This window comes from Cupriavidus sp. 05N39, from assembly GCF_056397325.1.
In genome coordinates this window covers 1-14094 of sequence record NZ_JBFTNE010000149.1, presented here as the reverse complement: position 1 = coordinate 14094, position 14094 = coordinate 1, and the positions used below count along the sequence as shown (strand labels likewise).

The window sequence follows — 14094 nt, the reverse complement described above, 5'->3', positions numbered from 1 at the left end:
AAACTTGGCTGCCAGCACCGTAGCAATCGCGGCCGTCAGCGTGGTCTTGCCATGGTCAACGTGACCAATCGTGCCAACGTTCACGTGCGGCTTAGTCCGCTCGAACTTTTCCTTTGCCATTTTTCAGCTCCTAATCGAAACCAGTATGTCGTGTTCATAGTGCCGCCGCGCACAACGCGCGGCGGCGGATTTTTTTCTTACTTGCCGCGAGCCGTGATCACGGCGTCGGCTACGTTCTTCGGAGCTTCAGCGTAGTGCTTGAACTCCATCGTGTACGTAGCGCGGCCTTGCGTGGCCGAACGCAGCGAGGTCGAGTAGCCGAACATCTCTGCCAGCGGAACTTCCGCGCGCAGGATCTTGCCGCCGCCGACCATGTCGTCCATGCCCTGGATAATGCCGCGACGCGACGACAGGTCGCCCATCACGTTACCCATGAAGTCTTCCGGCGTTTCCACTTCCACGGCCATCATCGGCTCGAGCAGCACCGGGCTGGCGCGGCGCATACCTTCCTTGAAGCCCATGGAGCCGGCCATCTTGAACGCGTTTTCGTTCGAGTCCACATCGTGGTACGAACCGAAGAACAGCGTGACCTTGACGTCGACCACCGGGAAACCTGCCAGCACGCCGGCGTTCAGGGTTTCGGTAATGCCCTTGTCCACCGCGGGGATGTACTCGCGCGGCACCACGCCGCCCTTGATGGCGTCGACGAACTCGTAGCCCTTGCCCGGTTCCTGCGGCTCGAGCTTGAGYACCACGTGACCGTACTGGCCACGGCCGCCCGACTGCTTGACGAACTTGCCTTCGACTTCTTCGCAGACCTTGCGGATGGTTTCGCGGTAGGCAACCTGAGGCTTGCCCACGGTGGCTTCCACGCCGAATTCGCGCTTCATGCGGTCGACCAGAATTTCCAGGTGGAGCTCGCCCATGCCCGAAATGATGGTCTGGCCGGATTCTTCGTCGGTCTTGACGCGGAACGACGGATCTTCCTGTGCCAGGCGGTTCAGGGCGATGCCCATCTTCTCCTGGTCAGCCTTGGTCTTCGGCTCGACGGCCTGCGAAATCACCGGCTCCGGGAACACCATGCGTTCCAGGATGATGATGTGGTCCGGATCGCACAGCGTGTCGCCCGTGGTGGCTTCTTTCAGGCCAACCGCAGCGGCGATGTCGCCTGCCAGCACTTCCTTGATTTCTTCGCGCTGGTTGGCGTGCATCTGCAGAATCCGGCCCAGGCGTTCCTTCTTGCTCTTGACCGGGTTGTAGATGGTGTCGCCCGAATTGACCTTGCCCGAGTACACGCGGAAGAAGATCAGCTGGCCGACGAACGGGTCGGTCATGATCTTGAACGCCAGCGCGGAGAACTTTTCGTCGTCCGCAGCACGGCGCGACACTTCCTTGTCGTCATCGTCCACGCCGGTGACCGGCGGGATGTCGACCGGCGACGGCAGGAAGTCGATCACGGCGTCCAGCATACGCTGCACACCCTTGTTCTTGAACGCGGTGCCGCACAGCATCGGCTGGATTTCGCAGGCGATGGTACGGTCGCGCAGGCCCTTGATGATCTCGGCTTCGGACAGTTCGCCCTCTTCCAGATACTTGTTCATCAGTTCTTCGTTCGACTCGGCAGCTGCCTCGACCATCTTCTCGCGCCATTCGTTGCACGAGTCGGCCAGTTCAGCCGGGATGTCCACGTAGTCGAACTTGGTACCTTGGCTGGCCTCGTCCCAGATGATCGCTTTCATCTTGATGAGGTCGACCACACCCTTGAAGGTGTCTTCGGCGCCGATAGGCACGACGACGGGAACCGGGCTGGCCTTCAGGCGGGTCTTCAGCTGGTCGTAGACCTTGAAAAAGTTCGCGCCGGTACGGTCCATCTTGTTGACAAAGGCCAGGCGCGGAACGCCATACTTGTTAGCCTGACGCCACACGGTTTCCGACTGGGGCTGCACGCCACCCACTGCGCAGTAGACCATGCAAGCGCCGTCCAGCACGCGCATGGAACGCTCCACCTCGATGGTGAAGTCCACGTGGCCCGGGGTGTCGATGATGTTGATGCGGTGTTCCGGGTAATTGCCGGCCATGCCCTTCCAGAAGGCGGTGGTGGCAGCGGAGGTGATCGTGATGCCACGCTCCTGTTCCTGCTCCATCCAGTCCATCGTGGCGGCGCCATCATGCACTTCACCGATCTTGTGGTTCACACCGGTGTAGAACAGGATCCGCTCGGTCGTGGTGGTTTTACCCGCGTCAATGTGAGCCGAGATACCGATATTACGGTAGCGCTCAATGGGAGTCTTACGAGCCACTTTAATCCTCTATTCGTCCGTGAGACGCCGGCATCTCATTGCCAACGCCCGTAACACAAACGGGCGAGCGTGTCATTACACAGCCCGCCCGGCAACCAACCGCGTAACTCGCGCGCTTTAGAAGCGGAAGTGCGAGAACGCCTTGTTGGCTTCGGCCATGCGGTGCACTTCGTCGCGCTTCTTCATCGCGCCGCCGCGGCCTTCCGCTGCTTCCAGCAGCTCACCTGCCAGGCGCAGCGCCATCGACTTCTCGCTGCGTTTTTTCGCGGCCTCGCGCAACCAACGCATCGCCAATGCCAAACGACGCGACGGACGGACTTCGACCGGAACCTGATAGTTGGCGCCGCCCACGCGACGGCTCTTCACTTCGACCACCGGCTTCACGTTGTTGATGGCAACGGAAAACACTTCTACGGGGGCCTTGCCTGCCTTCTTTTCGATCTGGTCGAACGCGCCATAAACGATACGTTCGGCAACCGACTTCTTGCCGTCCAGCATCAGGACGTTCATGAACTTGGCAACTTCAACGTTACCGAATTTCGGATCGGGCAGGATATCCCGCTTGGGGACTTCACGACGACGTGGCATCTTCTTTCCTTTAGATTCAGTTGAGAGCGCGGCTATTTCCCGCTCTCCGGCCACCAACTAGCTTGCCTCTCATTCAGGCAAATTCGCCGGGTGACCACTTACTCGACGGCACGGCGCATAAACGCTCCGTTTTACCGCCGCCTGGTGACAGCACCATGACGCAACCGCCACAGGCCATCGTTTGTTGCTTCGGGCTTTATGCCCRGCTTGCCTGGCGTTAGCCTTAAGCAGCCTTCGGACGCTTCGCGCCGTACTTCGAACGTGCCTGGCGACGATCCTTCACGCCTTGCAAGTCCRGCGAGCCACGGACGATGTGGTAACGCACACCCGGCAAATCCTTCACACGGCCGCCGCGGATCAGCACGACCGAGTGTTCTTGCAGGTTGTGGCCTTCACCGCCGATGTACGAGATGACCTCGAAACCGTTGGTCAGGCGCACCTTGGCGACCTTACGCAGTGCCGAGTTCGGCTTCTTCGGCGTCGTGGTGTACACACGGGTGCACACGCCGCGACGCTGGGGGCAGTTCTCAAGCGCCGGGCTCTTGCTCTTGACGACTTCAGAGACGCGCGGCTTGCGAACCAGTTGGTTGATAGTTGGCATTGTTCAATCCAGCTTGGTTTTACGGAAAAACACCCCTGGGGCCACAAGCAATGGGCCGAAGAGGCAACGACGGGTTTTGGGCGGGAAAGGTGAGCGAGCGCTCTTGAGACGGACCTGTGGAGGAACAGACTGGCCAAAGAACGCGAGCTCGCCTGGGATCCCGCTGCGACCACACCACCAGAGCATCACACGACCCCCTTGGTGGGCTTGCCGATTGCGAACCGAAGGCCACAAATCTGACAGGCGAGCGAAATCCAAAGCCAAAAACTCGAATCTGCCATGCTAACAGCGGAGACGTAAACGGTCAAGCAGCTTCTGCCGCTTGCCGCTTGCCGCTTGCCGCTTGCCGCTTGCCGCTTGCCGCTTGCCGCTTGCCGCTTGCCGCTTGCCGCTTGATGCGCATCCGGGCATCAGAAGTCGGATACGGCACCCAGCGTTTCGAGGATGGCGTCGCCATAGCGCTCAAGCTTGGCGGCACCAATGCCAGGCACTTCGGCCATTGCTGTCAGCGACTCCGGTGCGCTGCGCGCCAGTTCGGCCAGTGTAGCGTCGTGGAAGATCACATAGGCCGGCACGCCGTGCTCGCGCGCCGTCTCGGTCCGCCACTTGCGCAGCGCCTCCCAGTTGGCCAGCGCCTCGGTGTCCATGCCGGCGGTATGGTCGGTACGGGTGYCGGTGCCGCGTGTGGACCGCTCGCCGCTCTTGGCTGGCTTGCTGGCCTGCCGGCGCAGCGTAATCTGCGTCTCGCCCTTGAGCACCGCGCGTGCGGACTCGCCCAACAGCAGCGCGCCGTGGCCGCCGTGGTCGATCATCAGCAGTCCGTGCGCAATCAGTTGACGGAAGATGGCATGCCATTCGGATACCGTCCGGTCCGCGCCGATGCCAAAGGTGGACACCTTGTCGTGCCCCCACTGCCGGATTTTTTCCGATGCGTTGCCACGCAGCACGTCGATCATGTGGGTGGCGCCGAAATGGATGCGGCTGGCCTGCGCGGTGCGGTAGACGCACGACAGCGCCATCTGCGCCTCGCGCGTCCCGTCCCACGTCGCGGGCGGCTCCAGGCAAGTGTCGCAATTGCCGCAAGGCGCGCTGGCCTCGTCGAAATACCCCAGGATGCGGACGCGCCGGCATCCGGCCGTCTCGCACAGCCCGAGCAGGGCGTCGAGCTTTGCGGACGAGACGCGCTTGTGCGCTTCATCCGCCTCGGACTCGTCGATCATGCGTTTTTGCTGGACCACGTCGCCGAGGCCATAGGCCATCCATGCGTTGGCCGGCAACCCGTCACGACCGGCGCGGCCGGTCTCCTGGTAGTAGCCTTCCATGCTCTTGGGCAGGTCCAGGTGAGCCACGAATCGCACGTCAGGCTTGTCGATCCCCATGCCGAAAGCGATGGTTGCCACCATGATCACGCCCTCTTCTTCGCGAAAACGGGCCTGGTGGTGCTGGCGCACGCCCGCATCCATGCCGGCATGGTATGGCAGCGCGTTGAGTCCCTGGCCGCTGAGATAGCTGGCCGTGTCCTCCACCTTCTTGCGCGACAGGCAATAGACGATGCCGCTGTCGTGGGTGCCGTCGGCGGCCAGGTGCTCGGCCTTGATAAAGGCCAGCAGCTGCTGGCGCGCATTGTCCTTCTCGACGATGCGATAGCGGATATTGGGCCGGTCGAAGCTGGAAATGAAGACGCGCGCATCGTGCAGCGCCAACCGCTCGACGATTTCCTCGCGCGTGACCGAATCCGCGGTAGCCGTCAGCGCAATGCGCGGCACCTGCGGGAAGCGCTCGTGCAGCACCGAGAGCTGGATGTACTCGGGGCGGAAATCATGCCCCCACTGCGACACGCAGTGCGCCTCATCAATGGCGAACACGCCGATACGGGTACGCTCGAGCAGGTCCTGGAAGCGCGGTGTCATCAGCCGCTCGGGCGCCACGTAGAGGATCTCGAGCCTGCCAGCGAGCAGGTCGCGCTCCACCGCCGAAGCCTCGGCGCCGCTGAGCGTCGAGTTCAGCACGGCCGCGCGCACGCCGGCCTCCGACAAGGCAGCGACCTGGTCCTGCATCAGCGCGATCAGCGGCGACACCACGATGCCGACCCCCTGGCCTGCCCGCTGCCGCATCAGCGCCGGAATCTGGTAACACAGCGACTTGCCGCCACCGGTGGGCATCAACACCAGGCAATCGCCACCGTCCGCCACGTGGTCGATGATCTCCGCCTGCCGGCCGCGGAAGGCGTGGTAGCCGAAAACATCCTTGAGAATCGCCAGGGCGCGCGACATATCTACAGCTTAAAAAAGAGGGTGGGACCGCGAAAGGCGTAACCATACCACCAAGGGGGCGGCCAACTGCTTCGTACCGTGACGAATGTTCCCTGAAACCTTTCGGCCGGCGCGGCGCCAGTGTGTTTGCCGGCAAAAATGCACACGATGAATAACAATGTCGAAACAAGGCACGGCAAAACAAAATCCAAAATATAGAAGCAGGCAAAAAAATGCCCGGCCACCAGGGCCGGGCATCTTCATGCAGCTTGCTGCAGGTTCAGGCTGGCAGTCTTAAACCGCGTCGCCCTCGCCTTCGGTCGTCGCCGGCACCACCGGCGGCTCGATGAAGAGCGACTGCTCTTCGTCGGAGATCGCCTGGGCGCGTTCGCGCTCGGCCGCCTCGCGCGCCTTGCGGGCGCGGTGGTAGGCCAGACCAGTACCAGCGGGGATCAGTCGGCCAACGATCACGTTTTCCTTCAGACCACGCAGGTCGTCGGTCTTGCCCATGATCGCGGCTTCGGTCAGCACGCGGGTGGTTTCCTGGAACGATGCCGCCGAGATGAAGCTGTCGGTGGACAGCGACGCCTTGGTGATACCGAGCAGCAGGTTTTCGTACGTGGCCGGACGCTTGCCTTCGGCGATCACGCGATCGTTCTCGTCGAGCAGTTCCGAACGCTCCACCTGTTCACCCGGGATGAACTTGGTGTCGCCCACATCCGAGATCTGCACGCGGCGCAGCATCTGGCGCACGATCACTTCGATGTGCTTGTCGTTGATCTTCACGCCCTGCAGACGGTACACGTCCTGCACTTCGTCGACGATGTAGTGCGCCAGTTCCTCGATGCCCTTCAGGCGCAGGATGTCGTGCGGGTCCGCCGGACCTTCCACGATCATTTCGCCCTTGTTCACCACCTGGCCATCGTGCACCAGGACTTGCTTTTCCTTGGTGATCAGGAACTCGTGGGCGTTGCCGTCCAGGTCCGTAATCACCAGGCGTTGCTTGCCCTTGGTGTCCTTGCCGAACGACGTGGTGCCGGTGACTTCCGCCAGCACGGCGGCGTCCTTCGGCGAACGCGCTTCGAACAGCTCGGCCACGCGCGGCAGACCCCCGGTAATGTCGCGGGTCTTTTGCGATTCGGTCGGGATACGTGCGAGCACTTCACCCACATGCACTTGCTGGCCGTCCTTCACGGTGATCAGCGCGCCGACCTGGAAGCCGATGGTCACGGAATGGTCCGTGCCCGGAATCTTCACTTCCTGGCCGTTGGCGTCGAGCAGCTTCACCTGCGGGCGCAGGCCCTTGGTGGCAGCCGTACGGCGCTTGGCATCGATCACCACGAGGGTCGACAGGCCGGTGACTTCGTCCATCTGCTTGGCGACGGTCACGCCTTCTTCGACGTTCTCGAACTTGGTCGTGCCGGTGTACTCCGACACGATCGGGCGCGTCAGCGCGTCCCACGTGGCCAGCTGCGTACCAGCCTTGATGGCCTGGCCGTCCTGCACCAGCAGCGTGGCGCCGTACGGGATCTTGTGACGCTCGCGCTCGCGGCCATGGTCGTCGGTGATCAGGGCTTCGCCGGAACGCGAGATGACGATCAGTTCGCCCTTCGCATTGGTGACGTAGCGCATGGTCGCCGTGAAACGCACGGTACCGGTTGCCTTCGCTTCCACGCTGGATGCCACTGCCGAACGCGATGCCGCGCCGCCGATGTGGAACGTACGCATGGTCAGCTGCGTGCCCGGCTCGCCGATCGACTGAGCGGCGATCACGCCAACCGCTTCGCCGGAGTTCACCAGCACGCCGCGGCCCAGGTCGCGGCCATAGCACATGCCGCACAGGCCGTAGCGCGTGTCGCACGACAGCGGGGTACGCACCTTCACTTCGTCCACGCCGATGGCGTCGATCATGTCGACCAGATCTTCGTCCAGCAGGGTGCCGGCCTCGATCGCGGTTTCCTGGGTTTCCGGGTTCACCACGTCGGTCACCGTCACACGGCCGAGAATACGGTCGCGCAGGGCTTCGATCACTTCACCACCCTCGACCAGGGCCTTCATGGCCACGCCGTTGGTCGTGCCGCAATCGTCTTCCACCACCACCAGATCCTGCGTCACATCGACCAGACGACGGGTCAGGTAACCCGAGTTSGCGGTCTTCAGTGCCGTATCCGCCAGGCCCTTACGSGCTCCGTGGGTGGAGATGAAGTACTGCAGAACGTTCAGGCCTTCACGGAAGTTCGCCGTAATCGGCGTTTCAATGATCGAGCCATCCGGCTTGGCCATCAGGCCCCGCATGCCGGCCAGCTGACGGATCTGCGCAGCGGAACCGCGCGCGCCCGAGTCGGCCATCATGTAAATCGAGTTGAACGAGTCTTGCTTGACGGTGTTGCCGTCACGGTCGACCACGTCCTCGTGCTGGAGCTGCTCCATCATCGCCTTGCCCACCTGGTCGCCGGCAGCGCCCCAGATGTCCACGACGTTGTTGTAGCGTTCCTGGTCGGTCACCAGGCCCGACATGTACTGCTTGTCGTATTCCTTGACCTTGGCAGCCGCGTCGGAAATGATCTTTTCCTTTTGCGGTGGCACCAGCATGTCGTCGATGGCGATCGAGATACCGGCGCGCGTTGCCAGGCGGAAACCCGACTGCAGCAGCTTGTCGGCGAAGATCACGGTTTCACGCAGACCGCACTTGCGGAACGCGGTGTTGATCAGGCGCGAGATTTCCTTCTTCTTCAGCGGCTTGTTCAGCACCGAGAAAGGCAGGCCCTTCGGCAGGATCTCGGACATGATCGCGCGGCCGACCGTGGTGGCCTGCAGCGTGATCTTGGGCGCGAAGCGGGCGTCGCCCACGGCGTCCTTGTCGACCAGTTCATACTCGGTGATACGCACGTTCACGCGGGAAGCCAGTTCGACTTCCTTGTTCTCGTAGGCGCGGATCACTTCGCTGATGTCGGCAAACGTCAGGCCTTCGCCCTTGCCGTTGATCTTGTCGCGGGTCGTGTAGTACAGACCCAGCACCACGTCTTGCGACGGCACGATCGACGGATCGCCGTTGGCCGGGAACAGCACGTTGTTGGAGGCCAGCATCAGGGTGCGGGCTTCCATCTGCGCTTCCAGCGACAGCGGGACGTGCACAGCCATCTGGTCACCGTCGAAGTCGGCGTTGAACGCCGCGCAGACGAGCGGGTGCAGCTGGATGGCCTTGCCTTCGATCAGCACCGGCTCGAACGCCTGGATACCCAGGCGGTGCAGCGTCGGTGCACGGTTCAGCATGACCGGATGCTCGCGGATCACCTCTTCGAGGATGTCCCACACCACCGCGGTCTGGCTTTCCACTTCCTTCTTCGCCGCCTTGATGGTGGTGGCGATGCCCATCGTTTCCAGCTTGTGGAAGATGAACGGCTTGAACAGCTCGAGCGCCATCAGCTTGGGCAGGCCGCACTGGTGCAGCTTGAGGGTCGGACCCACCACGATGACCGAACGGCCGGAGTAGTCGACGCGCTTGCCCAGCAAGTTCTGGCGGAAACGGCCGCCCTTGCCCTTGATCATKTCGGCCAGCGACTTCAGCGGACGCTTGTTGGCGCCCGTCATCGCCTTGCCGCGGCGACCGTTGTCCAGCAGCGAGTCAACCGCTTCCTGCAGCATGCGCTTTTCGTTGCGCACGATGATTTCAGGCGCCTTCAGTTCCAGCAGGCGCTTCAGGCGGTTGTTACGATTGATGACGCGGCGATACAGGTCGTTCAGGTCCGAGGTGGCGAAACGGCCGCCATCGAGCGGTACCAGCGGACGCAGTTCGGGCGGCAGCACCGGCAGCACTTCCAGGATCATCCATTCCGGCTTGATGCCCGAACGCTGGAACGCTTCAAGCACCTTCAGGCGCTTGGCGAATTTCTTGATCTTGGCTTCGGAACCAGTGGTCTGCAGCTCGGCGCGGATCGTTTCGATCTGCTTTTCAATGTCGATGCCGCGCAGCAGTTCACGGATGCCTTCGGCACCCATCATGGCCACGAATTCGCCTTCGCCGTACTCCTCGCACTTGGCGATGTAGTCGTCCTCGGACATGATCTGGCTCTTCTTGAGCGGGGTCATGCCGGGTTCGAGCACCACGAATGCTTCGAAATACAGGACGCGTTCGATATCGCGCAGCGTCATGTCGAGCACCATGCCCAGACGCGACGGCAGYGAYTTCAGGAACCARATGTGCGCGGTCGGSGCRGCCAGTTCRATGTGGCCCATGCGCTCACGRCGCACYTTRGYCWGSGTCACTTCAACGCCGCACTTCTCRCAGATCACRCCRCGGTGYTTCAGGCGCTTGTACTTGCCGCACAGGCACTCGTAGTCCTTGATCGGGCCAAAGATCTTGGCGCAGAACAGGCCATCGCGCTCGGGCTTGAAGGTCCGGTAGTTGATGGTTTCCGGCTTCTTCACTTCACCGTACGACCACGAACGAATCTTCTCCGGCGATGCCAGGCCGATCTTGATCGCGTCGAACTGCTCTTCCTGCTGAACCTGCTTAAAGAGATCGAGCAATGCTTTCATTGCAACTCCTTGTTTCGCCGCCAGCCCGACATCATGTCGGGCCCGCGGCATTCATCCTGTGGGAAAACCGTAGCGGGCATTCGGCGGGAGGTGGGCCATTGGCTATTGCCGGCCCCCCGCGCAATCTCAATCAGTAGCGATCGAGGTCGATGTCGATACCCAGCGAACGGATTTCCTTCACCAGCACGTTGAACGATTCCGGCATGCCGGCGTCGATCGAGTGCTCGCCCTTGACGATGTTCTCGTAGACCTTGGTCCGGCCGTTCACGTCATCGGACTTGACCGTCAGCATTTCCTGCAACACGTAGGAGGCGCCGTAAGCTTCCAGCGCCCACACTTCCATTTCACCGAAACGCTGGCCACCGAACTGCGCCTTACCACCCAGCGGCTGCTGGGTGACCAGCGAGTACGGACCGGTCGAACGGGCGTGCATCTTGTCGTCGACCAAGTGGTGCAGCTTCAGCATGTGCATCACGCCCAGCGTCACCGGACGCTCGAACGCTTCACCGGTACGGCCGTCGTGCAGCGTGACCTGTTGCTTGGAAGCGGTCAGGCCCATTTCCTTGGCAATCGCGTCCGGGTAGGCCAGGTCCAGCATGCGACGGATTTCGTCTTCATGCGCACCGTCAAACACCGGCGTAGCGAACGGCACACCCTTCTTCAGGTTGGTGGCCAGTTCCAGCACTTCGGCGTCGGACAGGCTGTCGAGGTCTTCCGGCTTGCCGCTCTCGTTGTAGATCTGAGCCAGCAACGGACGCAGTTCCTGCGCCTTCGCCTGTGCCTTGAGCATGGAACCGATGCGCTGGCCCAGACCGCGCGCAGCCCAGCCCAGGTGGGTTTCCAGAATCTGGCCCACATTCATCCGCGACGGCACGCCGAGCGGGTTCAGCACGATGTCGGCAGGCGTGCCGTCGGCCATGTAGGGCATGTCTTCGATCGGAACGATCTTCGACACAACGCCCTTGTTACCGTGACGGCCTGCCATCTTGTCGCCAGGCTGCAGGCGGCGCTTGACGGCCAGGTACACCTTGACCATCTTGATCACGCCCGGCGGCAGTTCGTCGCCTTGCGTGAGCTTCTTGCGCTTTTCTTCGAAGGCCAGGTCGAACTCGTGACGCTTCTGCTCGATGGCTTCCTTGACGGCTTCCAGCTGGGCAGCAACTTCCTCGTCGGCCGGACGGATGTCGAACCAGTGGTACTTGTCCAGGTCGGCCAGGTACTCGCGGGTCAGTTTGGCGCCCTTGGACAGCTTCTTCGGACCGCCGTTGACGGTCTTGTCGAGCAGCAGGCGCTCCAGACGCTGGAAGGCATCGCCTTCGACGATACGCAGCTGGTCGTTCAGGTCCAGGCGGTAGCGCTTCAGTTCGTCGTCGATGATCGACTGGGCACGCTTGTCGCGGGTCACGCCTTCGCGCGTAAAGACCTGGACGTCGATCACGATACCGCTCATGCCCGAGGGCACGCGCAGCGACGTATCCTTCACGTCCGAAGCCTTCTCGCCGAAGATCGCGCGCAGCAGCTTTTCTTCCGGGGTCAGCTGGGTCTCGCCCTTSGGCGTGACCTTGCCGACCAACACGTCGCCCGCTTCCACTTCGGCACCGATGTAGGTGATGCCGGACTCGTCCAGACGCGCCAGTTGCGCTTCGGCGAGGTTGGAGATGTCGCGGGTGATTTCTTCCGGTCCCAGCTTGGTGTCACGGGCGACGACCGACAGTTCCTCGATGTGGATCGAGGTGTAGCGGTCTTCGGCAACCACGCGTTCGGAGATCAGGATCGAATCTTCGAAGTTGTAGCCGTTCCACGGCATGAACGCCACCAGCATGTTCTGGCCGAGCGCGAGCTCGCCCAGGTCGGTCGAGGCGCCGTCGGCGATCACGTCGCCACGGGCGACGAAGTCGCCAACCTTGACCATCGGACGCTGGTTAATGTTGGTGTTCTGGTTCGAGCGCGTGTACTTGATCAGGTTGTAGATGTCCACGCCGACTTCGCCAGCAACGGCTTCATCGTCGTTCACACGGATCACGATACGCATCGCATCGACGTAGTCCACCACGCCGCCACGGGTTGCCTGCACGGCGGTACCCGAGTCGACCGCAACGGTACGCTCGATGCCGGTACCCACCAGCGGCTTGTCCGGACGCAGGCAAGGCACGGCCTGACGCTGCATGTTGGCGCCCATCAGTGCACGGTTCGCATCGTCGTGCTCGAGGAACGGCACCAGCGATGCCGCCGCGGACACGATCTGCGACGGCGCCACGTCGATGTACTGAACGCGGTCCGGCGTGACCATACGGGTTTCACGCTCGCTACCCTCACGCGACGACACCAGTTCGTCGATCAGGGTACCGTCGGTATCGACCGTCGCGTTGGCCTGCGCCACCACATACTTGCCTTCTTCGATGGCGGACAGGTAGTCGACCTGATCGGTCAGCTTGCTGTCGACCACCTTGCGGTACGGCGTTTCCAGGAAGCCGTATTCGTTCAGGGGTGCGTACAGTGCCAGCGAGTTGATCAGGCCAATGTTCGGACCTTCCGGCGTTTCGATCGGGCACACGCGGCCGTAGTGGGTCGGGTGCACGTCGCGGACTTCAAAGCCTGCGCGTTCGCGGGTTAGACCGCCCGGGCCCAGTGCGGAGACACGGCGCTTGTGCGTGATCTCGGACAACGGGTTGGTCTGGTCCATAAACTGCGACAGCTGCGACGAACCGAAGAACTCGCGGATCGCCGACGAAATCGGCTTCGAGTTGATCAGATCGTGCGGCATCAGGTTTTCGGTCTCGGCCTGGCCCAGACGTTCCTTGACGGCGCGCTCCACGCGCGATAGGCCGGCGCGGAACTGGTTTTCGGCTAGTTCGCCGACGCAACGCACGCGACGATTGCCCAGGTGATCGATGTCATCGACCTCGCCCTTGCCGTTGCGCAGGTTGACCAGGATCTTGATGGTCTCGAGGATGTCCTCGTCCTGCAGCACCATGCTGCCTTCGYCGCTCGGGCGGCCCAGGCGGCTGTTGACCTTCATGCGGCCAACGCGCGACAGGTCGTACGACTCTTCGCTGTAGAACAGGCGCTGGAACAGGGCTTCCACCGCGTCTTCGGTCGGCGGCTCGCCGGGACGCATCATGCGGTAGATGGCGATACGCGCAGCGGTCTGGTCGGCGGTGTCGTCCACGCGCAGCGTCTGCGACATGTACGGACCCTGGTCCAGATCGTTGGTGTACAGGGTCTGGATCTGCTTGACGCCGGCTTCGCGCAGGTTTTCCAGCACGGTTTCGGTCAGCTCGTCGTTGGCGTTGGCAATCACCTCGCCGGTATCCGGGTCGATGATGTTCTTCGCCAGTACGCGGCCGAGCAGGTAGTCTTCCGGCACGCTGATCAGCTTGGTACCGGCGGAATCCAGGTCACGGATGTGCTTGGCGTTGATCCGCTTGTCCTTCTCGACCACGACACGGCCGTCCTTGTCGGCAATGTCGAAACGCGCGACTTCGCCACGCAGGCGCTCGGGCACGAACTCCATCTGCGCGCCTTCCGACTGCAGCGTGAAGTTGTCGAACACGAAGAAGTGCGCGAGGATCTGCTCGGGCGTCAGGCCGATCGACTTCAGCAGGATCGTCACCGGCATCTTGCGGCGGCGATCGACGCGGAAGTACAGGATGTCCTTCGGGTCGAACTCGAAATCGAGCCACGAACCGCGGTAAGGAATGATACGTGCCGAGAACAGCAGCTTGCCCGAGCTGTGGGTCTTGCCCTTGTCGTGCTCGAAGAATACGCCAGGCGAGCGGTGGAGCTGGAATACGCCAGGCGAGCGGTGGAGCTG

The 14094-nt window shown here is 62.3% G+C and carries 7 protein-coding genes; all 7 read right to left on the bottom strand.

Annotated features, from left to right (window positions below):
* Positions 1–120: GTP-binding protein (locus AC1DN0_RS37760; protein WP_235660971.1), on the bottom strand; the 120-nt coding region annotated here is incomplete at its 3' end.
* A 77-nt stretch (positions 121–197) separates the two neighbouring features.
* Positions 198–2300, bottom strand: coding sequence for an elongation factor G (fusA, locus tag AC1DN0_RS37755; RefSeq protein WP_441635849.1), 2103 nt, complete (start codon positions 2298–2300; stop codon positions 198–200).
* A gap of 117 nt (positions 2301–2417) precedes the next feature.
* Positions 2418–2888, bottom strand: a complete 471-nt coding sequence (gene rpsG, locus AC1DN0_RS37750) for a 30S ribosomal protein S7 (protein WP_035876146.1) — start codon at positions 2886–2888, stop codon at positions 2418–2420.
* A gap of 223 nt (positions 2889–3111) precedes the next feature.
* The gene (gene rpsL, locus AC1DN0_RS37745; RefSeq protein ID WP_477146463.1) at positions 3112–3489 is read right to left on the bottom strand and encodes a 30S ribosomal protein S12; all 378 of its coding nucleotides are present in this window, start codon (positions 3487–3489) and stop codon (positions 3112–3114) included.
* A 410-nt stretch (positions 3490–3899) separates the two neighbouring features.
* The gene (recQ, locus tag AC1DN0_RS37740) at positions 3900–5762 is read right to left on the bottom strand and encodes a DNA helicase RecQ (RefSeq protein WP_477146462.1); all 1863 of its coding nucleotides are present in this window, start codon (positions 5760–5762) and stop codon (positions 3900–3902) included.
* 273 nt (positions 5763–6035) lie between these two features.
* A complete protein-coding gene (rpoC, locus tag AC1DN0_RS37735; RefSeq protein WP_477146461.1) occupies positions 6036–10280 on the bottom strand; it encodes a DNA-directed RNA polymerase subunit beta' in 4245 nt (1414 codons plus the stop codon).
* Between the two features lie 130 nt (positions 10281–10410).
* A partial coding sequence (rpoB, locus tag AC1DN0_RS37730) for a DNA-directed RNA polymerase subunit beta (RefSeq protein ID WP_477146460.1) occupies positions 10411–14094 on the bottom strand: 3684 nt, incomplete at its 5' end.